Raw genomic sequence first — 23,318 nt, forward strand, 5'->3', positions numbered from 1 at the left:
GCGCCGCTCGGCCAACTGCCGGGGCGGGACAGCTCGGCAACGTCGCGGCCTACTCAGCCGCAGGAGGTGTGGACGATGCCCATGCTGTCGGTCTTCGATCCTCGGCACACTGTCGCTCCCCCGGGATACAGCCGCTGGCTCATCCCGACCGCGGCACTGGCCGTGCACGTGTGCATCGGCCAGGTCTACGCGACAAGTGTCTACAAGAACTCCCTCATCGCGCACTTTGACACCAGCCAGACGGCGATCGGGGCGATCTTCAGCATCGCCATCGTCATGCTGGGTTCGTCGGCGGCGGTCGGTGGACGTTGGGTGGAGCGGAACGGACCGCGCCGGGCGATGTTCGTCTCGGCGTGCTTCTGGGCCGTCGGGTTCCTGGTCGGCGCGCTCGGCATCGCGACCCAGCAGCTGTGGCTGCTTTACCTCGGGTATGGCGTCATCGGCGGCATCGGGCTCGGCATCGGTTACATCTCGCCCGTCTCCACGCTGATCAAGTGGTTCCCGGACCGCCCCGGCCTCGCCACCGGGCTGGCCATCATGGGGTTCGGCGGCGGCGCCCTGGTCGCCGGCCCGCTCGCGCGCCAACTGCTCTCCCTCTACGACTCCGGCTACAACCCCGACAACCCGGCCGCCGTGGCGTCGGGCCACGCCCTCGTGGCACTGTTCGTCACGTTCGGCATCGGCTATTTCGTGATCATGATGTTCGGCCCGTTCAACGTCCGGGTTCCGGCACCGGACTGGCGACCCGCCGGGTTCGACCCAGCGAGCGTCGCCGCCCGGCCCCTGGTGACCACGGCGAGCGTGTCCGTGTCGAACGCCGTGCGTACCCGGTCGTTCTGGTTGCTGTGGATCGTGCTGTTCTGCAACGTCACAGCGGGCATCGGCATCCTGGAGCAGGCAAGCCCGATGATCCAGGACTTCTTCCGGGACAACGGGACCGCCACCACTGTCTCGGTGACGGCTGCGGCCGGTTTCGTGGGAGTGCTGTCGCTGTTCAACATGGCTGGGCGGTTCGTCTGGTCGACGACGTCCGACCTCATCGGCCGCAAGCCCATCTACATGGTCTACCTCGGCGTCGGCATGGTGCTGTACCTGCTGCTCGCCGTCGCTGGCCACTCCGCTACCGCGGTCTTCGTCCTGATCGCCGCCGCGATCATTTCCTTCTACGGCGGTGGCTTCGCCACCATGCCCGCCTACCTGCGTGACCTGTTCGGCACCTTCCAGGTCGGGGCCATCCACGGCCGGATCCTGACCGCCTGGTCGGCCGCGGGTGTCGCCGGCCCGCTGATCGTCAACGGGATCCTCGACACGCAGGGCAAGCCCGGCACCCTCACCGCGGCGGCGTACCGGCCCGCGCTGTTCACCATGGTCGGCATCCTCGCCATCGGGTTCATCGCGAACCTGCTGGTGCGTTCCGTGCCCGAACGGTTCCACGAACCGAACCGAGGGCCGACCTCGCCCGTGGCGAAGGCGACTGTCACCGAGCCGGTCGCTCTCGGGCCGGACAGCCAGCCGCCCGCGCCGCCGCACGTCGGCAGCCAGACCGGGCGACTCTGGTTGTCGTGGCTGCTGGTCGCGGTGCTGCTCGGGTACGGCATCGTCCAGACCGCCATCACCGCCGCGAAGCTGTTCACCGGCTGAGGCGCGGCGGGCCGTCGCGGCCAGACCTCCTGCCTCACAACGGAAGGCGCCCTTTCACAGGGGCGCCTTCCGTTTCACCGATCCGCTCAGGGCTGGGTGGTCGACCTGAGCCGCTCCCGTTGTGGCACGACCGTGTACTTCGGATCGCGTGCCGACACCCGTCCCGCCTCGAAGACGCCGAACCGGGTGGCGACCGACGATGCCACGAGGGCGGCGCCGGAGATCGCCGACAGGACCCGGCTGCGTCGGCTGAGCAGGGCGGTGACGGTGCCCACGGCGAGCAGGGCACGTCCAGCCTTCACCAGCCGGCCGCTGCGGCCCTGCTTGTAGGGCTCGCTGGTGAGGCCCTGCCGCTCCAACTGGTGCCCTCCGCCGAACTCGACGACCGCGGCGGCCAGGGCGAGTCGTCGCAGTGGGGCGGTCTCCGCGGCCGGTGCCGCGATCAGTCCCACCCCGGACGCGGCGGCGAGCGCGCTGCCAGCGAAGACGAACGGCAGCGACGGGTAGGCGTCGTGCCAGGACGGCACGGCCGTGTCGGCGAGCAGCACCCCGGTGTACGTCGCCAGCGCCGGCGCGGTGGCCGCGGCGGCCAGGCCGGCGACGTTGCCGATGGGCGGTGCGATCCGACGGGCCAGGCCGAGCACACCGTGCTGCGGGAGCAGCGGCGCGAGCTCGGCGACGGCGGCCACGCCGGCCAGTGGCCCGAACGCGGCGAGGATCCAGGTGCCGACCGACATCGGCGAGGTCACCTTGGCGACCCGGAGCATGTGATGGAACCGAGACGGCCGGCCGAGGTCGTGAACCAGCAGGTACGTGCTGGCCGCGACACCGCCGAGGGCCGTCCAGCGGCCCACGGTGCGCAGCCCGGGTCGTCCGGTCAGTTGGGCGCCCGCGCCGATCAGCGCACTTCCCGCGGCGAGGCCTCCGGTGAACAGGTAGCCGGCGATGTCGTACTTCCACACCGGCGGCTTCAGAACCGGCCGGCCGTAGTAGGAGGCGAAGTCGGCCGGCGGCACCGTGAGCTGCTCACCGCCGCGGGTCATGACCGCCTGCCCAGGAATGCGACAACAGTGGCGGCGGTCATCGCGAGGGCGGCCAGGCCGGCGCGCTTCCACATGGCCGGCAGGTCGCGGGTGGTCACGATCGGGTCCGGTGGCAGCCCGTACACCTCCGGCTCGTCCAGGAGCAGGAAGAACGCACCGTCACCACCGACGCCGTCGTTCGGGTCGTGCCCGTACAACCGCGCCTCCGGCACCCCCTGCTCGTGCAGCTTCGCCACCCGCGCGGCGGCCCGCTCCCGCAACTCGTCCAGAGCGCCGTACTGGATCGACTCCGTCGGACACGCCTGCGCACACGCGGGGGTCATGCCCGCGCCCAACCGGTCGTAGCACAGCGTGCACTTCCACGCCCGACCATCGCCCTTGCGCTGATCGATGACGCCGTACGGGCAGGCGGAGATGCAGTACCCGCAGCCGTTGCAGATGTCCTCCTGCACCACCACCGTCCCGAACTCCGTCCGGAACAACGAACCTGTCGGGCAGACGTCCAGGCAGGCCGCGTGGGTGCAGTGCTTGCACACGTCCGACATCATCAACCAGCGAAAATCCGTCCGCCCCTCCGCGCCGGAACCCCTCCCCGGCGGCTGCGCACCCGGCATCCCCAGGAACTCCGGTCCGCCCGACATGCGGACCGCTGCGGCGGGCGAGCCGGTGGGCAGGCCGGGGTCCGTTCCGGTGTCGGTGCTGGTACGCGCGCCGGCCGCCGCCGTCACCGGGCTGATCGCCGGCCCGTCCGGGTCCCCCGCGAACGCCGGAGTCGCCCAGCCGGCCGAACGGGGCTGCTCCACGAACGCGACGTGCCGCCACGAGTTCGCTGTCAACGCGCCGGTGTTGTCGTACGACATGCCCAGCAGGTCGAGCCCACTCTCCGGGACGCCGTTCCACTCCTTGCAGGCCACCTCGCACGCTTTGCAGCCGATGCAGACGCTGGTGTCGGTGAAGAACCCCATCCGCGGTGGCGGGTTCTCGTAGCCGGCGTCCGGTGCGGGGTCCAGCGGCCCGTACAGGGCGTTGGCGTGGGGCATGGGTCAGACCTCCTGGTCCGGGCCGCTGTCGGCGGAGTCGGTCGTGACCTGCGGTGGATAGTGCGGGCTCAGGTCGCCGGACCGTCGCCGGTAGTCGACGACGAGAGCCATCAGCTCGGCGCCTCTCGGGCGTCGCCCGGATCGGACGTCGCAGGTGCCGACCTTGCTCTCCTGGATCAGCACGTTCGGGTCCAGGCTGATGCCGAACAGATCGTTGGCCGAGTCGCCGGTCACCAGACCCTCGAAACCGAAGTGGTACGGCAACCACACCTGGTGGATGATCCGACCGTCCACCCGCAACGGGGTGAGCCGATCGGTCACCAGCACCTTCGCCTCGATCGCCGCACGGGCGGTGACCAGGTGCGCCCAACCCAGGTGGGTGAGACCACGTTCGGCCGCCAACTCCGGCGACACCTCGACGAACATCTCGGGTTGCAGCTCGGCCAGCGGTGAGACCATCCGGCTCATCGCACCGGCGGTGTGGTGCTCGGTGAGTCGGCTGACAGTGAACACGTACGGGAACACCTGGCTGTACGGTTCCGGCGGGCTCGGGTTGAGCGTGTTGATCGGGTGGGTGTAGACCTTGCGGGTCGGGTTGGCCTGCTGTCGGTAGAGCGGGTTGCGCACCGGCGACTCGACCGGCTCGTAGTGGGTGGGCATCGGCCCGTCGAGCACACCAGTCGGCGCGTACAACCAGCCTTTGCCGTCTCCCTGGAGGATGAACGGGTCGTCGCCGGCGATGCCCGCCACGCCCGAGACGTCGTGCGCCGGTCGGTAGGACGGCGGTTTGGTCTTCTCGAAGTCCGGCACGTCGTAGCCGGTCCACTCGCCCTTGTCCGCGTCCCACCAGACGTAGCGTTTGCGCTCGGACCACGGGTTGCCGTCCGGGTCGGCGGAGGCACGGTTGTAGAGGATGCGCCGGTTCGCCGGCCACGCCCAACCCCACTCGGGTGCCACAAGGGACTGCTCCGAGCCGGGTTTGCGGCGGGCCGCCTGGTTGACGCCGTCGGCGTACACCCCGGTGTAGATCCAGCAACCGCCGAGGGTGGAGCCGTCGTCCTTCATCTCGGTGAACGACGCCAGCGGCCGGCCGGTGGCCACGTCGTACCCGTTGATCTCGCGCAGCACCGCCTCGGCGCTCGGCTCCGCGTACGGGCCGTGCGTGGGGTAGTCCCAGGCCAGGTCGAGCAGCGCACGGTCGCGCGGCTTCGTCGACGTCGCCAGTCGTTCCCGGATGACGCGACCGAGGTGGTAGAAGAACCAGAGTTCCGAGCGGGCGTCGCCTGGCGGTTCGACGGCCTTCTCCCGCCACTGCAACAGCCGTTGGGTCTGGGTGAAGGTGCCCTCCTTCTCCACGTGGGAGGCGGCCGGTAGGAAGAACACCTCGGTGCGGCACTCCTCAGGGGTGATCTCGCCGGTTTCGAGCTCCGGCGCGTTCTTCCAGAACGTGGCGCTCTCGATCTCGAACAGGTCGCGGACCACGAGCCAGTCGAGGTTGGCCATGCCGAGACGCTGCGCCCGGCCGTGCGCCGAACCGACCGCCGGGTTCTGCCCGAGCAGGAAATAGCCCTTGATCTTGCCGTCGATCATGTCGAGCACCTGCTGGTAGGTGCCGTGGTCGCCGGTCATCCGCGGCATGTACCCGTAGCAGTAGTCGTTGTCGGCGGTGGCCGCCTCACCCCAGTACGCCTTCAGCAGGTTGACGCCGTAGGTGCGGGCGTTGCCCCAGAAGCCCTTCTGCCCGGGGTGCGCGATGCTGTCCACCCACTTGTCCAGGGTCGGGTGGTCGGCGTGGTGGGGCATCGGCAGGTAACCGGGCAACAGGTTGAACAACGTCGGGATGTCGGTGGAGCCCTGAATGCTGGCGTGCCCGCGCAGCGCCATGACCCCACCACCCGGGCGGCCCACGTTGCCCAGCAGGAGTTGGATGATCGCGCCGGTGCGGATGTACTGCACGCCGACGCTGTGCTGCGTCCAGCCCACCGAGTAGACGAGCATGCCGGTCCGGTCCCGGCCGGAGTTCTCCGTCCACGCCTGGGCCAGTTCGAGGAACTTCTCCTGCGGGATGCCGCAGACCCGTTCCACCATCTCCGGGGTGTAGCGGGCGAAGTGTCGCTTGAGGATCTGGTAGACGCAGCGCGGGTGCTGCAACGTCTCGTCACGTTCGGTCTCGCCGCCGACGGGCGCGCCGTGCGACTCGTTCTCCAGCCCGGCCGCCGTCTCCCGCTGCGTCTCGCTGTCGCGGGTCGTCTGGTCCTGCGGGTGGCCCTCGTACCGCCAACTGGCCTGGTCGTAGGTGGCGTTGTCGTCGTTGAAGCCGGAGAAGAGGCCGTGCATGTCCTCGGTGTCGGCGTACTCCTCGGTCACGATCGTCGCGGCGTTGGTGTAGGCGACGACGTACTCCCGGAAGTCCAACTCGTTGTCGAGGATGTAGCGCACCACACCGCCGAGCAGCGCGATGTCGGTGCCCGCCCGGATCGGCAGGTACGAGTCAGCCAGCGCGCTGGTACGGGTGAACCGCGGGTCGACGTGGAAGACCTTCGCCCCCCGACGCTTGGCCTCCATCACCCACTGGAAACCCACCGGGTGCGCTTCGGCCATGTTCGAACCCTGGATGACGATGACGTCGGAGTTCGACAGGTCCTGCTGGTACTGGGTGGCGCCGCCACGACCGAAGCTGGTCCCCAGACCGGGGACGGTGGAGGAGTGTCAAATACGGGCCTGGTTCTCGATCTGCAGCGCCCCCATCGCGGTGAACAACTTCTTGATGAGGTAGTTCTCCTCGTTGTCCAACGTCGCCCCACCCAGACTGGAAATACCCAGCGTCCGGTTGAGCGGCCGACCCTCAGCGTCGACGTCCTCCCAGGTCTCGTCCCGGGCGGCCAGGACCCGATCGGCGATCATGTTCAACGCCGTGTCGAGGTCGAGGTTCTCCCACTCGGTGCCGTACGGCCGGCGGTAACGGACCGTGGTCTGCCGCAGCGGACTGGTCACCAGGCTCTTGCTCGCCGAACCCTTCGGACAGAGCCGACCCCGCGAGATCGGACTATCCGGATCACCCTCGATCTGACTGACCCGCCCATCCTTCACGAACACCCGCTGACCACACCCCACAGCGCAGTACGGGCAGACAGACCGGGCCACCGAATCGGCGTCATCCGTGCGGGCGGTCAGCGCGCGGGACCCGTCAGACTTCGCCGCGGCACCCCGGCCCAGCGGGTCCGTGCCGGTGAGCTGGCGATAGACCGGCCAGCCTTCGAACCAGCTGCGCACCCCCATCGTCGCACCTTCCCGACCAATCCCGCCAAATATGAACACTCTGACGTTAGTTGAGGTGCCGGCCCGGCCGCAGCGAGATCACCAACAGTCATGCCTCCCCCAGCCCTTCGGTACGGGCCGGGAGAGGCATGGGGTACTGCGTTGGTCAGTGCGGCTGTAGCTGGCCGACGTGTTGATCGCTGAAGGTCCGGTAGCGGCGCAGCTCCCAGAACAGCCAGCCGATGCTGATGATCGCCAACACGACGAAGACCAGCGAACCGGAGAACGTGTCCCAGAGGGTGTGCAGGACGACGACACCCAGGAACGTGCCGATGAACCCGAAGAGCCGAGCGACGCTCGGGCTCGCCAGCAACGCCCAGAGCGCGCCGGCAGTCAGCCCGGTCCAGGCGGTGTGACCGGCGGGTGCCGTCAAACCCCGGATGAAGAGCGTCTGCTCCACCGCGCCGATGTTGCCCTGGGAACTCAGCAGCGCGCTGAAGGCGTAGCCCATCGTCTCCAGCGCGGCGAACCCCATACCGGCGGCGATGCCGATGATCAGCCCGTCGGAGGGCACCCGGCGACGACGCTGGGCCACCACCGTGAACAGCAGCACCACCGGGACGATCAGCTTCGCCGACTCCTCGATCAACGCGACGAACAGCATCGGCAGGGTGCCGAGGCCGCGCAGGGTGTCGTACTCCAGGGTGCCCGCGACCACAGTGCCGATCACACCGCCGAAGAACGCCGACGTCACCAACACCGAAGCCGGCACCTGCCAGCGCCCGGTCCGGGCCTGCGCGAACGTCAGGAACGTCAACGGCACCAACGTCGCCCCGAGCAGGATCAACGCCGGTACGAAGTTCGGATTCTTGGTGCTGACCAAGGTCCGCAGCACCGCCAGATAAAGGATCAGCCCGATGACGAGCACCCCGACCCACGCCCACCGGCGCCAACGATCAGCCATACCGCGCAGTCTGGCGGACCAAGGTTACGAAGACCAGCTCCGCCCCCGAGATCCTGACGACTCCCCAGCGGCGGCGAAGTCCGCTGTTCAGGGGCGGCGATCCACGCGAGTGATGGTTACTATCTCCGCCCATGCGCCGCGGAGCACCCTTACTGTCACTCGTCGTCCTGCTGGCCCTTCCCGCCTGCACCTCGACACCCGAGGAACCCCGGGACGTGGCGTTGACCGTCTTCCTCGACAACGACGTGACGGTGGCGCAGAAGGGCAGCGTGGAGCAGCAGCTCCGGTCGATGCCCAGCGTCAGGGAGGTGTCCCTCGAAACCCGCGAGCAGGCGTACGAACGCCAGAAGGCGGAGCTGAAGGATCAGCCAGACCTGCTGGCGGCCCTCAAGCCGGAGTACATGCCGGAGCTTCTCCACGCCACCGTCACCGATGCGTCGGTCGCCGAGGCGGTCGAACTGGTGGTGGCCGAGGCCGACGGCGTGGAGGATGTGGCGCTCAGGATCGCGGACGTCGACCCTCGGCCGTCGCGGATCGGCGTCATCGTCCGGCTCAAGTCGTCGGTGACCGCCGAACAACGAGCCGCCGTGGAGAAGGCCGTCCGGGCACTCCCAACGGCGAAGTCGATCGAATTCGAGGACCGCGAGGCCGCGTACGAACGCCTGCGAGAGCTGTGCCAGGGCAAGGGCGACCTGTCCTCGCAGCTCCAACCGCAGATGACGCACGAGTCGTGGCGGTTCGAGATGCCCCTGAACGGACAAGGATCTGGAGTGGGTGAGCTGATGAGGCTCGACGGCGTCGACGGCATACCCCTGGCGCCTCTGGCGATGCTGTAGCGCCTGCGGAGAGAGCGGCTCTTCCTCCGCACCGTCGGCCGCCCATCCCCGGGAGACCCGTGCGTAGGCTCACGGCTGTGCGCCCGTTGCTGATCGCCGAGACAGTGTTGACGCCGTCGTCCATTGTCGAGTGTTCGACCGGCGCCGGGTTGCTGGTGTGGAACGATCGCTCGCTGCGCGTGTTGGATGCGGACCTGACCGTCGCGCTGGCGTGGGAGCCCTCCGACGAGGACCCGATCCTGGCCGTCGGCGTGGCTCCGGACCGGTCGCGGTTCGCGCTCGTGGGACCACGACAGGTGCAGGTCCGCGACGCCGACGGCCGCGTCCGGTGGGCGGTCGAGCACGGCAGGGCCTTGTCGACAGGTTGGCCCCGGCCGAGCTGCCACCTGGCCGGGGACGACCTTCTCTGGCTGTTTCTGCCCGACGGTGCCGGCGACCAACTCGTCGTGTTGGACGCGTCCGGCGGCGGCGCGGAGGTCGACCGGCGCCTGCTTCAGACCGTTGAAGGCTCTGCCACATTCGTCCTGGACGCCAACCGACAGCACGTCGGGCTGCACATCGCGGTGGGACCGGAGACCTGCCTCAGTTACCGCTGGACGACGGGTGATCAGCAGCTGGTCGCCGGGCAGACCATGAACGGCTGCCTGGCCGACATGAACGCCAGCGGGAGCTTCTACCTCTCCATGCCGCATGGCAGCGGCTGGATCGCGATACGCGATGGCGCCGACGACAGTGCCCGCGTAGAGCGCCGCTACGACGACATCCCCGAGTTCGGCGACTCCGACGACTACCGGATGTACGAGGCCGCAGCGGTCGTATCCGACGACTGGGTGATGGTCGGCGTCGCCACCGACCAGGGCGACGCCGAGCAGCATCTCCTCCTCTCGACCCGCACGCTGCGCCCGCAGACCGTCATGGACTACGACATCGACATGCCCCAGAACTCGATCCGGTCCGCCGGTGGGCAGGGCCACTGGTTGACGTACGACGCCTGCCTCGGGGTGCTCCGCCTCTGGCAACTCCGGGAGCCACACACGGACGAGGTCGAGGGCCAGCTCGCGCTGCTGTAGAGCTGTGGATCAGGGGCTGCCCGGTTGCGGTCGGCGATCCCACAGCACCAGGCCGGTGAGCAGCATCGCGACGCCCAGACCGACCATCGCCAACCCCACCGCCGTGTGCGCGCTCCCGCTCAGGTGACCGGCCACGATCCACCCGCTGTCGATTCCGAACGCCAGCGGCATCAGCCCCTGCGGGATCACCGGGATCCACCCGACCGTCAGCAACCCCAGCGCCCACGCTGTCGACGTGTTCTCCCGATACCACTGCACGTCCCAGGTCAGCGGGAGCGCCGCCTCCGGGGGCCGGCTCCGCTGACCTGCCGCGGCGAGCACCGTCGTGCCGCGCTGGGCGAGCCGCTCGTCGGCCAGCCACAAGCCACCCCACCAGGTCGCCACGCCGGACAGCAGCCCGACCACCGGTAGCAGCGGTGCCGCCTGCGGCGGACCCCAGATCATCAGGGCGAGCACCGGCGCGGCGGCGAGCAGCCCGGCAGCGGTGGCGACCAGCACGCTGACGATGTCGGTCGGGTTGTCAGCCGCAGTGGGGTGCCGCGGGTCGGCCACCGGGCGTACGCGCAGCAACGACACCCACACCGGCACCGACGCGCCCGCGCCGAGCAGGGCCGGCAGGGTGGAGAGCGCGGCCAGCGGGTCGACGTCGGGGGCGAGGATGATGCCGACGACGGTGAGCAGCACGCCGATCGGAGTGACCAGCACCAGCCAGGCCAGGGCACGTCCCCGGACCTCAGCCCGTTCACCGCCCGGTGTGGTGAACGGCAGCCACAACGCGGTGCCGTCCAGCCCGACCAGCCCGGCCGACATCGCCGCCGCGCCGAGCACGGCGAGCGTTCCGGCCCACGGCAACAGCAGGTCCACGTCCGACAGCAGCGGCAGACCGGCGAGCAACGCCCCGTACACCACAGCGAAAGCCAGATACTGCAACCGCAACGGGTGCCGCATCCAGGACCGCAACTCACGTCCGACGACCGCCCGCGTCGCGGCCGGCACCCACCCCGGCCACTCCCGCTCCGCCGTGGCCGGTGACGCCGCCGTGGTCCGGCGCGGCCGGAACGGCACGCCGGTGGCGATCACCCTTCGGACGAGCATGATGTACGCGGCGGCGCAGAGCCCCACGATGCCCATCAGGGCCGCCATCAGGCGCACCCCTTGCCCGGTTGGCCCGGTCACGGCGGTGACCGGCCAGCCGCTCGGCACGTACCCCGTGACCCGGACCACGTCCTGCGGCGCTGCCACGAGCAGTACCGACACCCACGGGAAGACGGCCCAGAGCGACCCGGCGACACCCATCGCCGTACCGGTGAGGACGCCGGTGAGCAGCGCCCCGGCCGGACCACCGGCGTGGCCGACGACCTCCAGCGCGATGGCCGAGCCGATCAGCCCGAGCAGCCAGAGCAGCACCGCGCCGAAGGCGGTGACGAGGACCGCGACGGTGCCGTACCGGGCGGCGTGCACCGGCAGCGCGGCGAGTGCCACCAGCGAGACGGCCGGGCCGACCCCGATCGCCGACGCGGCGAGCAGGCCGATCGCGGCCGGGACACCGCCGATCGGCTCCAACCGCAGGTGGGCCGGGCGGACCCGGCCACGCCCGCCGCCGAGCAGCAGCGGCAGGACGATCCAGCCGAGAACCCACGCCCCGGCGAGCAGGCCGAGAGTGTGCTGGTCACCGTGGAGGGCGTACCGGATCAACCAGGCGGCGGCGAGCAGACCGACCAGGCCGGCCACCGTGGGACCAGGGTGTTCGCGCAGTGAGCGACGGAACATCGTCGCGCGCATCCGGGCCGGAACCGTGATCGTGCCGAGGGTGCCGCCCCGCCCTCCGGAGACGGTGGACTGCGCGCTCATCGTGCCCCGGTCAGCCAGTCCAGACCGGCGCTGCCGGAGGCTTCGGCGCCGACCAACTCGACGAACCGGTCCTCCAGGCTGCTGCCGGCGGCGACCTCGGCGACCGACCCGGCGGCGACCACCCGGCCCTGATGGATCACGGTGAGCTCGTCGCACATCTGCTCGACGAGCAGCATCGAGTGGGTGGACAGCACGCAGGTGCCGCCACCGGCCACGAACCGGCGCAGCACCCGGCGAATGGTGGCCGCGGAGACCGGGTCGACCGCCTCGAACGGTTCGTCGAGCACGAGCAGTCGCGGCGCGTGCAGCAGCGCCTGGGCGAGGCCGAGCTTCTTGCGGGTGCCGGTGGAGCAGTCGGCCAACGGGGTGCCGGCGCCCTTGACCAGGCCGAGCACATCGATCAGTTCGGCCGCCCGCTCGGCGGCCTCCGCCCGGGGCAGCCCTCGCAGCCCGGCGCTGTAGCGCAGCAGTTCGACGCCGGTGAGGCGCTCCGGGAAGTCGAGGCCGTCGGGCAGCACTCCGGTCAGCGCGCGGGTCAGGCCGCGCTCGCGCAGCGCGTCGTGGCCGAGGATCCGGATCTCCCCGGAGTCCGGGGTGACCAGGCCGACGGCCATTCCGATGGTGGTGGACTTGCCGGCGCCGTTGGGCCCGACGATGCCGTGGAAGGTGCCGGAACGCACGGTCAGATCGATGCCGTCCACCGCGCGATGCGCCGCGAAGGTCTTGACCAGGCCACGGATCTCGAGTGCCGGGGGGATCACGCGCCGAGCATAGGTGACCTTCGACGATCGTGTCGTCCGCTGATCAACAGTGCACAGTGGGCGTTGCGGGTCAGGCGATGTGCACCAGCCGGAAGCGTTCGGTCACCACCAGGGTGTCGTCATCCACTGTGAAGTCGGGATCGCCCAACTCGGCGCGTACCTCGGCGCTGTGCCAGAACGTCTCGTGTCCCGCACGCCACTGCGCCACCGACTCGTCGCCCTCCCCCTCGGCCAGGGCGTGTGGCAGGTCGACGTCGGCGAGCCGGACCACCCGTACGTCGGTCAGCTCGATGGCCGCGACCCGGCGGCCGGCGGAGTTCACCACGGCCGACAGTTGACCCACCTCGGGCAGTGGCTCGTTCGCGCACTCGTACCCGATCAGCAGGCCCGTCGTCGAGGTCTTGGCCCCGGACAGGATCGCGCCCACGAGCTTGTCCCGCAGTGGCCCCGGAAACGCGAACTCGGCAAGCGGAAGATCATCGAGGTCCATCCGCGGAGCGTACGCGACCCGACGCGCCGGGCCGGACCGTCGTCGACATACGCCTGATCCAGCTTCAGCGGTCGTCAACCTGCCCTGCCTCGACGATCATGCAGTTGTGGTGGGTGCCAAAGTGGCTTCTACAGGGCGAAGTTCGGCACCACAACTCCATGATCGACGGGACCGGACCGCGCCGACGAGTCGGCCCTTGGTCAGGTGTGGTGGATCGGGGTCGCCAGGTCGCTGAGCGGGCGTCCCGTGCCGCCCCAGGTCTGGGCCGTGATCTCGGCGGCGATCGCCACGGCCGTCTCCTCCGGTGTCCGCGCGCCCAGGTCCAGCCCGATCGGTGAGCGGAGTCGGGCCAGCGCGCTCTCCGGGACACCGGCCTCGCGCAACCGGCGTATCCGATCGTCGTGGGCACGTCGGCTGCCCATCGCGCCGATGTAACGGGCCGGCGTGGCCAAGGCGACCTGGAGCAGCGGCACGTCGAACTTGGGGTCGTGGGTCAGGACGCAGAGCACCGTGCGGTCGTCGACGGTCGTCGACTCCAGGTACGCGTGCGGCCAGCGGACGACGAGGTCGTCGACGTCCGGGAAGCGCGCACGGGTGGCGAACACCGGGCGGGCGTCGCAGACCGTCACGTGGTAGCCGAGGAACTTGCCGATCCGGGCCATCGCGGCGGCGAAGTCGATCGCGCCGAAGATGATCATCCGGGGTGGTGGCACGTACGACTGGACGAACACGGCCACCTCGTCGCCGCGCTGCTGCCCCTGCCGGCCCAGGTGGATCGTGCCGGTGACGCCGAGCGCGAGCATCCCGGTCGCCTGCCGGGCCGCCGCGTCGTCCAGATCGGGTGCGCCGAGGCTGCCCGCGACCCGATCCGGCCAGATCACCAGCTGGGCGTTCTCGACCGATGCGGTGGCGACCGGACGGCCGTCGCGGATCGCGGCGAGGACCTCGTCGAACTCGGCCATCGCCACGCTCGGTTGCACCAGGACCTGGATGGTGCCGCCGCAGGTCAGCCCGACGTCCAACGCGTCGTCGTCGCTGACGCCGAAGGTCTGGGTGCGCGCCGTGCCGGTCTGGATCGCGGCCCGGCAGAGTTCGTAGACGGCACCCTCGACGCAGCCGCCCGAGATGCTGCCCACCACGTCGCCGCTCGCCGAGACGGCCATCGCCGCGCCCGGTTGCCGGGGCGCGGACTGCCAGGTCCGCGCGACGGTCGCGACGGCGAACGCGACGTCCTCCGCACGCCAGCCGGTCAGCCCGTCGACGATGTCCCGCATGGCCGCACGATCCGCGAGCCCCGGCGGCACCGTCAACGGTGACCTAAGCAACTGCTTAGGTCACCGTTGACTTTGACCTCCGCCGGGCAGAGATTCTGCCGGACTACGGAGGTGCGACATGCAGGTGCCGGCACCGTTCGAGTACGAGCGAGCCACCAGTGTGGACCATGCGATCAGCCTGCTGGAGCGGTTGGGCGGGACAGCCCGCCTGATCGCCGGTGGGCACAGCCTGTTGCCGATGATGAAGCTCCGGCTGGCCAACTTCGACTATCTGATCGACATCAACGACCTCCACGGCGAGTTGGGCTACGTCGAGGCGGGCCCCGACGAGGTCCGCATCGGTGCGCTGACCCGGCATCGGGAGCTCCTCGAATCCCCCGTGCTGGCGACGGCGTTCCCGATCTTCGCCGACGCCGAGCGGGTGATCGCCGACCCGGTGGTGCGCAACCGGGGCACGCTGGGCGGCTCGCTGTGCCAGGCCGACCCGTCCGAGGACCTGTCGGCGGTCTGCACGACGCTGGACGCGCGGTGCGTGATCCGTGGCCCGGGCGGCGCGGAGCGGGTCGTGTCGATGGAGGAGTTCCACGTCGGGCCGTACGAGACGGCCGTCGCCGACGACGAGATCCTGGTCGAGATCCGGCTACCGGTACGGCCCGGCTGTGGCAGCGCGTACGCCAAGGTCGAGCGCCGGGCCGGCGACTGGGCCGTGGTGTCGGCCGGCGCGGCGGTGTGGCTCGACGGCGGCGCGATCGTCGACGCCCGGGTCGGGCTCGCGGCGGTCGGCCCCAACACCACCGGCATCCCGGCGATCTCGGCGACGCTGCGCGGGCAGGAACCCTCGGAGAGCCTCTACGAGCAGGCCGGGGCGATCGCCGCGGACAGTTGCGACCCGGTGACCGACCAGCGCGGCAGCGCGGACTACAAGCGGCATCTGGCCGCCGAGCTGACCCGGCGGACCCTGCGCCGGGCCGTCGAACGGGCGAGGAGCTGAGCATGCAGGTCACCATGACCGTCAACGACGTCGAGGTCACCCGGGAGATCGAGGGCCGGCTGCTGCTGGTGCACTTCCTGCGCGACGTGCTGGGTCTGACCGGCACGCACTGGGGCTGCGACACCAGCAACTGCGGCACCTGCGTGGTCTGGCTCGACGGCGAGCCGGTGAAGTCGTGCACGGTCCTCGCCGCGATGGCGGGCGGCCACCAGGTGCGTACCGTCGAGGGCCTCGCCAAGGGCGCCGAGCTGGACCCGATCCAGCAGGGGTTCATGCAGTGCCACGGTCTGCAGTGCGGTTTCTGCACCCCGGGGATGATGATGACCGCGCGGGCGCTGCTCGACCGCAACCCCGACCCGAGCGAGTCGGAGATCCGGGAGGCGATCTCGGGTCAGATCTGTCGGTGCACGGGTTACGCCACCATCGTGCGCTCGGTCCGCTGGGCCGCCGTGGCCGAGGCGCAGGCCGCGGCCCAGGTCACCGAGACCACCGAATCAACCGAGGCTGGCGAGATCGACAACGCCGGCCAGCCCGCGGAGGCCGTCGCATGACCACTGTGCACGAGCGCGTGGACACGTTCCACGACAACGACCAGAAGCCCGTCGGGTACGGCCGGATGCTGCGCAAGGAGGACCCGCGCTTCCTGCGGGGGCGCGGCCGGTACGTCGACGACGTCCAGCTCCCCGGCATGCTGCACCTCGCGATCCTCCGGTCGCCGGTGGCGCACGCCCGGATCGTCAGCATCGACACCAGCGCCGCCGAGGCGTCGCCCGGGGTGCGGGCGGTGGTGACCGGTGCGATGCTGGCGCAGCAGAACCTGGCCTGGATGCCGACGCTCTCCAACGACGTGCAGGCCGTGCTCGCCACCGACAAGGTGCGCTTCCAGGGCCAGGAGGTGGCGTTCGTCGTCGCCGACGACCGCTACGCGGCACGTGACGCGCTGGAGCTGATCGACGTCGAGTACGACGTCCTCGACCCGGTGATCGACGCGCGCCGGGCGTTGGAGTCGGACGCACCGCTGATCCGCGACGATCTGGACGGCAAAACGAACAACCACTGCTTCGACTGGGAGACCGGCGACGAGGCGGCCACCGAGGCGGTCTTCGCCCGCGCGGACGTCGTGGTCAGCCAGGATCTCGTCTACCCCCGGGTGCACCCGGCGCCGATGGAGACGTGTGGGGCGGTCGCCGACTACGACGCGGTCGACGGCAAGCTGCGACTCTGGTCGACCACCCAGGCCCCGCACGCGCACCGCACCCTCTACGCCATCGTGGCGGGCCTGCCCGAGCACAAGATCCAGGTGATCTCGCCGGACATCGGCGGCGGGTTCGGCAACAAGGTGCCGATCTACCCCGGGTACGTCTGCGCGATCGTCGCCTCGATCGTGACCGGCAAGCCGGTGAAGTGGATGGAGGACCGCTCGGAGAACCTGATCAGCACCGGTTTCGCCCGCGACTACATCATGCGCGGGGAGATCGCCGCTACCCGCGACGGCCGGATCCTCGGCATCCGTACCAACGTGCTGGCCGACCACGGCGCGTTCAACGGCACCGCCGCACCGGTGAAGTACCCGGCGGGCTTCTTCGGGGTCTTCACCGGCAGCTACGACATCGAGGCCGCGTACTGCAAGATGACAGCGGTCTACACCAACAAGGCACCCGGTGGCGTCGCGTACGCCTGCTCGTTCCGGATCACCGAGGCGGTCTACCTGGTCGAGCGGATCGTCGACTGCCTCGCCGACGAACTCGGCATGGACCCGGCCGAGCTGCGGCTGAAGAACTTCATCCAGCCGGAGCAGTTCCCATACACGACGAAGACCGGCTGGGTGTACGACTCGGGCAACTACGAGCCGACGATGCGGCTGGCGATGGAGATGGCCGGCTACGACGAGCTGCGCCGCGAGCAGGCCGAAAAGCGGGCCCGGGGCGAGCTGATGGGCATCGGCATCGCGTTCTTCACCGAGGCCGTCGGCGCCGGGCCGCGCAAGGACATGGACATCCTCGGGCTGGGCATGGCCGACGGCTGCGAGCTGCGCGTCCACCCGACCGGGAAGGCCGTGGTACGCCTCAGCGTGCAGTCGCAGGGTCAGGGCCACGAGACGACGTTCGCGCAGATCGTCGCCGAGGAGATCGGGATCCCGCCGGCGGACATCGAGGTGCTGCACGGCGACACCGACAACACCCCGTTCGGCCTCGGCACGTACGGCAGCCGTTCGACGCCCGTCTCGGGCGCGGCGGCGGCCCTGGTGGCCCGGAAGGTTCGCGACAAGGCCCGGATCATCGCCTCGGGGATGCTCGAGGTGTCGGTCGCCGACCTGGAGTGGGAGAAGGGCGCGTTCCACGTCGCCGGTGACGCGGGCAGGTCCGTCACGATCCAGGACATCGCCCTGCGCGCGCACGGCGCGGGTGACCTGCCCGAGGGCATCGAGGGTGGCCTGGAGGCGCAGATCTGCTACAACCCGTCGAACCTGACCTATCCGCACGGCGCGTACATCTGCGTGGTCGACATCGACCCCGGCACCGCGCAGGTGAAGGTCCGACGGTTCATCGCGGTCGACGACTGCGGCACCCGGATCAACCCGATGATCATCGAGGGGCAGGTGCACGGCGGCCTGACCGACGGGGTCGGCATGGCGCTGATGGAGATGATCGCGTTCGACGAGGACGGCAACTGCCTCGGCGCGTCCCTGATGGACTACCTGATCCCGACGTCCCTCGAAGTGCCCGACTGGGAGACCGGGTTCACCGTCACGCCGTCGCCGCACCACCCGATCGGCGCGAAGGGCGTGGGCGAGTCCGCCACCGTGGGGTCGCCGCCCGCGATCGTCAACGCGGTCATCGACGCCCTGAAGCCCTTCGGCGTCCGCCACGCCGACATGCCGCTGACGCCGTCGCGGGTCTGGGACGCGATGCGCGGCCAGGCCCGGCCGCCGATCTGAGGAGCCGAGGATGACCACCATCGCCGAACGCGCCCGGGAGCTGACCGACACCCGGGAGCCGTTCGTCCACGCCACAGTGGTCCGCGCGCAGGATCCGACGTCGGCGCGGCCGGGCGACGACGCGGTGATCCGGTCCGACGGCTCGATCGAGGGCTTCGTGGGCGGCGTGTGCGCGGAGAGTTCGGTGCGGGCGGCAGCCCTCGATGCCCTGCGCGACGGCACCGCCCTGCTGCTGCGGGTGCTGCCGGAAGGCGCGACCCCGTTCCCGGAGACGCCGGGGGCCCGGGTGGTGGTGAACCCGTGCCACTCCGGTGGGGCGATTGAGGTCTTCCTCCGGCCGATACTGCCGGCGCCGGCGCTGCGCGTGGTCGGTGACACCCCGATCAGCGCCGCCGTGACGACAGTGGCCGCGTTCCTCGACTTCGACGTCGTCACCGCCGACGACAGCACCGGCTGCACCGCTGTGGTGGTGGCCGGGTTGGGCAAGGGCGAGCCGGAGGCGATCCGGGCCGCGCTCGACGCCGGCGTCGGGTTCATCGCGTTGGTCGCCAGTGGTAGACGCGGCGTGGCCCTGCTCGACGAGCTGGGCCTCACCGACGCGGAACGTGCCCGCGTCCACACCCCGGCCGGGCTGGAGATCGGCGCGCGTACGCCGGCGGAGATCGCTCTGGCGATCATGGGTGAGGTGGTCCGGGCCATCCGGGTGGACGGGTTGGCCCCGGCCACCGGCGCGCCGGCCGCCCGACCGCAGCAGGCCGTCGACCCGGTCTGTGGGATGACGGTGCTGGTCGGGGCAGAGACGCCGCACACGCGCGTCGACGGGCAGGACTTCTGGTTCTGCTGCCCCGGTTGCCTCGCGAGTTTCACGGCGGCGTGACAGGTGTTCCTGACCGGCGTGGTGCTGGCCGCTGGAGCGTCGGTGCGGCTCGGCGAGGCCAAGCAACTGCTCCCGTACCGGGGGCGGACGCTGCTCGACGCCACCCTCGACCTGGCCCGCGCGTGCGGCTTCGACCAGTTGCTCGTCACAGTGGGCGGCGCGGCGGGCGACATCCGCGACCGGGTGGACCTGACCGGCTGCCAGGTCGTGCAGAACCCGGCGTTCAGCACCGGCTGCGGGTCGTCGGTGCGCACCGCCGCGCGGGCGGTGGACCCGCGCGCCGACGCCATCGTGCTGCTCCTCGGCGACCAGCCCGGCGTCCGCGCCGCGGACGTCCGCCGGGTCGCCGCGGCCGGCACCCCGCTGGCCGTGTGCCGGTACGCGGACGGCCTGGGCCATCCCTTCCGCTTCGGCCGTGAAGTCCTGCCCGAGCTGTACGACCTGCACGGCGACAAGGCCGTCTGGAAGCTCCTGCACTCCGGGCGTCACCCGGTGACCGAGGTGACAGTCGACGGGCCGGTGCCGATCGACGTGGACACCCGGGCCGACTACGAGCGCCTGCTGGCGGGCGAGGCATGAAGGACGCCCAGGCCGTCCGGCACCGCCTCGACGCCGTCGACTACCTGGTCGACGACGGCATGGCGATGGCCCTGTTCCTGGCCTTGCGCCTCGGTCGGCCGCTGCTGCTGGAGGGCGAGCCGGGGGTCGGCAAGACCACCGCCGCGAAGGCGTTGGCCCTCGCGTTGGAGACACCGCTGATCCGGCTGCAGTGCTACGAGGGGCTCACCGCGGGTGAGGCGCTCTACGAGTGGAACTACCAGCGGCAACTGTTGGCGATCCGGCTCGCCGAGGCGCACCACACCCAGCTCACCGACGCGGACCTGTTCAGCGCCGAGTACCTTCAGGAACGGCCGATCCTGCGGGCCGTACGCCACCGGGGGCCCGTCCCGCCGGTGCTGCTGATCGACGAGATCGACCGGGCCGACGACGAGTTCGAGGCGCTGCTGTTCGAGTTCCTCGGCGAGGCCGGCATCACGATCCCCGAACTCGGCACCTTCACCGCCCGGACGCCACCGGTCGTGGTGCTCACCTCCAACCGCAGCCGGGAGTTGCACGACGCGCTGCGCCGCCGCTGCCTCTACCACTGGATCGAATACCCCGAACCGGCCCGCGCCGTGGAGATCGTCCGCCGGGCCGTACCGGGCGCGGCCGGGCCGCTGATCCAGACGGCCGTGCAGTTCGTCGGCGGCGTACGCCACCGGGAGTTGGAGAAGGCGCCGGGCATGGCGGAGACCATCGACTGGGTGGGCGCGCTGTCCGTGCTGGGTGTCACCGACCTGGCCGCCGACGGTGTCGCGCAGACCATCGGCACCATCGCCAAGACCCCCGACGACCGCGCCGTGGTCGCCGCCGCACTCGGCGCCTACCAGGAGAGTCCACCATGAAGATCACCAACGAGTTCGCGGTCACCGTTCCGATCGACCGGGCCTGGGCGGTGCTCACCGACCTGGAAGGGCTCGCGCCGTGCCTGCCGGGCGCCCAGCTGACCGACGTCGACGGCGACGTCTACCAGGGCCGGGTGCGGGTCAAGGTCGGCCCGGTCGTCTCGGAGTTCGCGGGCACCGCCCGCTTCGTCGAGAAGGACGACGCCGCCTATCGCGGGGTGATCGACGCGAAGGGCCGTGACGCCCGCTCGACCGGCACCGCATCCGCGCTGGTCACCGCCCATCTGCGGCCGGACGGCGACCGGACGCTGGTCAGTGTGGACACCGACCTGAAGATCTCCGGCAAACTGGCTCAGTTCGGCAGCGGCATGATCAAGGAGGTGTCGGGCAAGCTCCTGACCCAGTTCGTCGCGAACCTGGAGGCCAAGCTCGCCGCCGAACCGCCGGCCCCGCATCCGAACGCCCAACCCGTGGCGGCCACGTCCGCCGCGCCGCCCGCGCCGTCGGGCATCGGGCCGTCGGATGTCGGGCCGTCGGATGTCGGGCCGTCGGATGTCGGGCCGTCGGGCGATGCCGTCCGTGTCGCGCCAACCGCCGAGCCGGAGGCGCTCGACCTGCTCAGCATCGCCGGCGGGTCGGTCACCAAGCGCCTCGTACCGGTGGTCGTCGGTCTGGTCGCGGTCGGCGCGGTGATCGCCTGGCTGGTCGCGCGCCGGTGAGCCAGGGCGTGCTGCGCGGCGTCGACCGGGCCGCGTTCGCGGTGGCCCTCGCCAGCCGGCTGCGCCGGGCCGGGGTTCCGGCCGGGCTGACCACCGTCGACGACTTCGTCCGTGCGCTCGCCGCCAGCCCGCCCGACTCGATGTCGTCGCTCTACTGGACCGCCCGGATCAGCCTGGTGCGACGGCACACCGACGTGCCCGCGTTCGACCGGGTCTTCGCGGCGATCTTCGCGGACCCACCACCGTTGCCCCGACCGCAGCGGTCCGCGCCACCGGCCGACAGTTCCGACGACGTGTACGTCCGGGTGCCGGCCGACACCGACGACGCCGGGCCGGGCGGCGGCCTGCCCTGGGCGACACTGCCGCCGGTGGTCGCCGAGACCCCCGAACACGACACCCCGCTGCGACTGCCCGAGCGGCGCCCGAGCGCCCACACCGGGCTCGCCGACCGTCCGTTCGACGAACTCGACGGCGCTCAGGTAACGCAACTCGGCGACGCCCTGCGCGCGGCCGTAGCCGGCTGGCCGACCCGACGCACCCGGCGGCACACCGTGGGGCCGGCCGGCGCCCGGATCGCGTTGCGGGCCACCATCGCCCGGTCCCGGCGTACCGGCTGGGAGCCGATAGAGGTCGTCCGCGCGCGCCCGGTACGGCGGCCACGCCGGGTCGTGCTGCTCTGTGACGTCAGCGAGTCGATGCGGGCGCAGGCCACCGCGTACCTGCACCTGATGCGGGCGTTCGCGGTGGTCGCCGACGCGGAGGTGTTCGCGTTCGCCACGACGCTGACCCGGCTCACCGTGGTGCTCGGGCACACCTCGGCGGCAGAGGCGGTCGCACAGGCCAGCGCCGCCGTGACCGACCGGTACGGGGGCACCCGGATCGCCACGAACCTGCGCGCCCTGCTCACCTCCCACCACGCGGAGGCCGTACGCGGGGCAGTGGTGGTGATCGGGTCGGACGGGTGGGACAGCGATCCGCCCGCCGACCTGGCAGCGGTGATGGCCCGGCTGAGCCGCCGCGCGTACCGGATTCTCTGGTTGAATCCCCGCGCCGGCGCGCCCGGCTTCGCCCCCCGCGTCGGCGGGATGGCCGCCGCACTTCCCTACTGCGACCGGATGCTGCCGGCCGGCACCTTCCAGGACCTGCTGGTCGTCGCCCGTCAGCTCCAGAGCGTCACGTGCACCGACGGCCGGAAATGGCCGACGCTGACGCCCGCGCCGCGCATCATCGCCTGAATCGCCCTCGGCGTCGACGAGAAGCGCGACAGCTCCTCGGCTGCCGACATGGATCCGGGGGTGGCGAGCACCTGGGCATGCCACACCGCCTCCATCGTCGCGTGCGGCCCCAGCACCTGCCCGAGCTGGCCCTGACGGATGTCCGGCGCGACGGTGAACGCGAGGGCCGGCGCCACCCCTCTGCCCCGCTTGGCCTCCCCCAGCGCGGCCGCGTGGCTCTGGAACAACTGCTGCCGCTCGTCCGGTACGGCGAGCCGACGCAGCAGCGCCGGGACCGCGCCCCACTCGGTGGCGGCCGACGGCCCGAGCAGCCAGGTCTGTTCCCGCAGCTGCCCCGGTGACGCCGCCATGCCGGCCAGTGGATGCTCCGGACCGACGGCGATCACGAGCCGGTAGTTCATCACCGGCCGGCAGTCGATCGCGCTGTGGACGACCGACGGTTGCGGCCCGATCGCGATGTCCGCGGCGCGGGTCAACAGCAGCGACTCGAACGCCCCCGGGTTGCGCACGCTCAACTCGACGTCGAGGTCGGCGGCGCGCTTCGCGAAAAGTTCGATCAGGCCCGGCGCGGCGAACTCCGCGAACAGGCTCGACGCCGCGACCCGCAGCATCCGTCGGCCGCGCGTCGCGGCGCTGACCTCCAGGATGGTGCGGTCCTGCAGGCCCAGCAGTTCGGCCGCCCGACTTGCCAGCCGCAGCCCACCCGCTGTGAACGCGAGGCCCGCCGCCGTCCGGGCGAAGAGCTTGTCGCCGAACTCCTTGCGCAGTTGGGCGATGTGCAGCGACACCGCCGACTCGGAGACCTGAAGCTCCGCGGCGGCCTGTTTGACCGAGCCCAACCGGACCACGGCGACGTACGCGCGCAGCTGTGTCGGGGTCATCGGT

General features: G+C 70.9%; 20 protein-coding genes. 11 read left to right on the forward strand and 9 right to left on the reverse strand.

Annotation, left to right across the window (positions count from 1 at the left end):
• The first annotated feature begins 81 nt into the window (after positions 1-81).
• Positions 82-1,641 carry an OFA family MFS transporter gene (locus ACGF3C_RS26465; RefSeq protein ID WP_357234206.1) on the forward strand — a complete coding sequence of 520 codons (1,560 nt, stop codon included), beginning with the start codon at positions 82-84 and terminating at the stop codon, positions 1,639-1,641.
• Positions 1,642-1,727: 86 nt separating this feature from the next.
• On the opposite strand, the gene nrfD is transcribed toward ACGF3C_RS26465, so the two are convergent.
• From nrfD to ACGF3C_RS26485, 4 genes are all read right to left on the reverse strand, one after another.
• Complete coding sequence (gene nrfD, locus ACGF3C_RS26470; protein ID WP_393226202.1) at positions 1,728-2,684, reverse strand: NrfD/PsrC family molybdoenzyme membrane anchor subunit; 957 nt, start codon at positions 2,682-2,684, stop codon at positions 1,728-1,730.
• Positions 2,681-3,724, reverse strand: a complete 1,044-nt coding sequence (locus ACGF3C_RS26475) for a 4Fe-4S dicluster domain-containing protein (protein ID WP_393226205.1) — start codon at positions 3,722-3,724, stop codon at positions 2,681-2,683. Before ACGF3C_RS26475 ends, nrfD begins: the two co-directional genes overlap by 4 nt.
• Before the next feature lie 3 nt (positions 3,725-3,727).
• Complete coding sequence (fdh, locus tag ACGF3C_RS26480; RefSeq protein WP_393226207.1) at positions 3,728-7,003, reverse strand: formate dehydrogenase; 3,276 nt, start codon at positions 7,001-7,003, stop codon at positions 3,728-3,730.
• A 145-nt stretch (positions 7,004-7,148) separates the two neighbouring features.
• Complete coding sequence (locus ACGF3C_RS26485) at positions 7,149-7,946, reverse strand: PrsW family intramembrane metalloprotease (RefSeq protein ID WP_393226210.1); 798 nt, start codon at positions 7,944-7,946, stop codon at positions 7,149-7,151.
• Between the two features lie 131 nt (positions 7,947-8,077).
• Here ACGF3C_RS26485 and ACGF3C_RS26490 point away from each other — a divergent pair, with 131 nt between their 5' ends.
• Together ACGF3C_RS26490 and ACGF3C_RS26495 are read left to right on the forward strand one after the other, a co-directional pair.
• The gene (locus ACGF3C_RS26490) at positions 8,078-8,782 is read left to right on the forward strand and encodes a permease-like cell division protein FtsX (protein ID WP_357231403.1); all 705 of its coding nucleotides are present in this window, start codon (positions 8,078-8,080) and stop codon (positions 8,780-8,782) included.
• A gap of 77 nt (positions 8,783-8,859) precedes the next feature.
• On the forward strand, positions 8,860-9,852 hold the full coding sequence (locus tag ACGF3C_RS26495; RefSeq protein WP_357231406.1) for a hypothetical protein: 993 nt from the start codon (positions 8,860-8,862) through the stop codon (positions 9,850-9,852).
• 9 nt (positions 9,853-9,861) lie between these two features.
• Here ACGF3C_RS26495 and ACGF3C_RS26500 read toward each other — a convergent pair whose 3' ends face one another.
• The 4 genes from ACGF3C_RS26500 to ACGF3C_RS26515 all read right to left on the reverse strand — a co-directional run bounded on the left by ACGF3C_RS26500 (position 9,862) and on the right by ACGF3C_RS26515 (position 14,228).
• A complete protein-coding gene (locus tag ACGF3C_RS26500) occupies positions 9,862-11,703 on the reverse strand; it encodes a hypothetical protein (RefSeq protein WP_357231409.1) in 1,842 nt (613 codons plus the stop codon).
• Positions 11,700-12,464: an ABC transporter ATP-binding protein gene (locus ACGF3C_RS26505; RefSeq protein WP_357231412.1), complete on the reverse strand. Its 765-nt coding sequence runs from the start codon at positions 12,462-12,464 to the stop codon at positions 11,700-11,702. Before ACGF3C_RS26505 ends, ACGF3C_RS26500 begins: the two co-directional genes overlap by 4 nt.
• A 70-nt stretch (positions 12,465-12,534) precedes the next feature.
• Positions 12,535-12,954, reverse strand: a complete 420-nt coding sequence (locus tag ACGF3C_RS26510) for an ASCH domain-containing protein (RefSeq protein WP_357231415.1) — start codon at positions 12,952-12,954, stop codon at positions 12,535-12,537.
• 200 nt (positions 12,955-13,154) lie between these two features.
• The gene (locus tag ACGF3C_RS26515) at positions 13,155-14,228 is read right to left on the reverse strand and encodes an XdhC/CoxI family protein (RefSeq protein WP_357231420.1); all 1,074 of its coding nucleotides are present in this window, start codon (positions 14,226-14,228) and stop codon (positions 13,155-13,157) included.
• Positions 14,229-14,346: 118 nt separating this feature from the next.
• Between ACGF3C_RS26515 and ACGF3C_RS26520 the strand changes: the two genes are divergently transcribed.
• From ACGF3C_RS26520 to ACGF3C_RS26555, 8 genes are read left to right on the forward strand one after another with little or no spacing between them, the layout of a single operon-like run.
• The gene (locus ACGF3C_RS26520) at positions 14,347-15,219 is read left to right on the forward strand and encodes an FAD binding domain-containing protein (RefSeq protein WP_393226216.1); all 873 of its coding nucleotides are present in this window, start codon (positions 14,347-14,349) and stop codon (positions 15,217-15,219) included.
• Positions 15,220-15,221: 2 nt separating this feature from the next.
• Positions 15,222-15,770 (forward strand): (2Fe-2S)-binding protein, encoded by a 549-nt coding sequence (locus ACGF3C_RS26525; protein ID WP_393226219.1) that lies wholly within the window; start codon positions 15,222-15,224, stop codon positions 15,768-15,770.
• Positions 15,767-18,157, forward strand: coding sequence for an aerobic carbon-monoxide dehydrogenase large subunit (locus tag ACGF3C_RS26530; protein WP_393226222.1), 2,391 nt, complete (start codon positions 15,767-15,769; stop codon positions 18,155-18,157). The genes ACGF3C_RS26525 and ACGF3C_RS26530 overlap by 4 nt, the downstream gene beginning before the upstream one ends.
• Positions 18,158-18,167: 10 nt before the next feature.
• The gene (locus ACGF3C_RS26535; protein WP_393226225.1) at positions 18,168-19,034 is read left to right on the forward strand and encodes an XdhC family protein; all 867 of its coding nucleotides are present in this window, start codon (positions 18,168-18,170) and stop codon (positions 19,032-19,034) included.
• A 3-nt stretch (positions 19,035-19,037) separates the two neighbouring features.
• Complete coding sequence (locus ACGF3C_RS26540) at positions 19,038-19,613, forward strand: nucleotidyltransferase family protein (RefSeq protein ID WP_357225182.1); 576 nt, start codon at positions 19,038-19,040, stop codon at positions 19,611-19,613.
• A complete protein-coding gene (locus ACGF3C_RS26545; protein ID WP_393226228.1) occupies positions 19,610-20,479 on the forward strand; it encodes an AAA family ATPase in 870 nt (289 codons plus the stop codon). The genes ACGF3C_RS26540 and ACGF3C_RS26545 overlap by 4 nt, the downstream gene beginning before the upstream one ends.
• On the forward strand, positions 20,476-21,198 hold the full coding sequence (locus ACGF3C_RS26550; RefSeq protein ID WP_393226231.1) for an SRPBCC family protein: 723 nt from the start codon (positions 20,476-20,478) through the stop codon (positions 21,196-21,198). The genes ACGF3C_RS26545 and ACGF3C_RS26550 overlap by 4 nt, the downstream gene beginning before the upstream one ends.
• Positions 21,195-22,433, forward strand: coding sequence for a VWA domain-containing protein (locus ACGF3C_RS26555; protein WP_393226234.1), 1,239 nt, complete (start codon positions 21,195-21,197; stop codon positions 22,431-22,433). The genes ACGF3C_RS26550 and ACGF3C_RS26555 overlap by 4 nt, the downstream gene beginning before the upstream one ends.
• Here ACGF3C_RS26555 and ACGF3C_RS26560 read toward each other — a convergent pair.
• Positions 22,358-23,314, reverse strand: coding sequence for a LysR family transcriptional regulator (locus tag ACGF3C_RS26560; RefSeq protein ID WP_357225165.1), 957 nt, complete (start codon positions 23,312-23,314; stop codon positions 22,358-22,360). The genes ACGF3C_RS26555 and ACGF3C_RS26560 overlap by 76 nt on opposite strands.
• Positions 23,315-23,318: the final 4 nt, after the last annotated feature.

The organism is Micromonospora sp. NPDC047762, assembly GCF_043204655.1.
In the GTDB taxonomy this organism is placed as follows: Bacteria; Actinomycetota; Actinomycetes; order Mycobacteriales; family Micromonosporaceae; genus Micromonospora.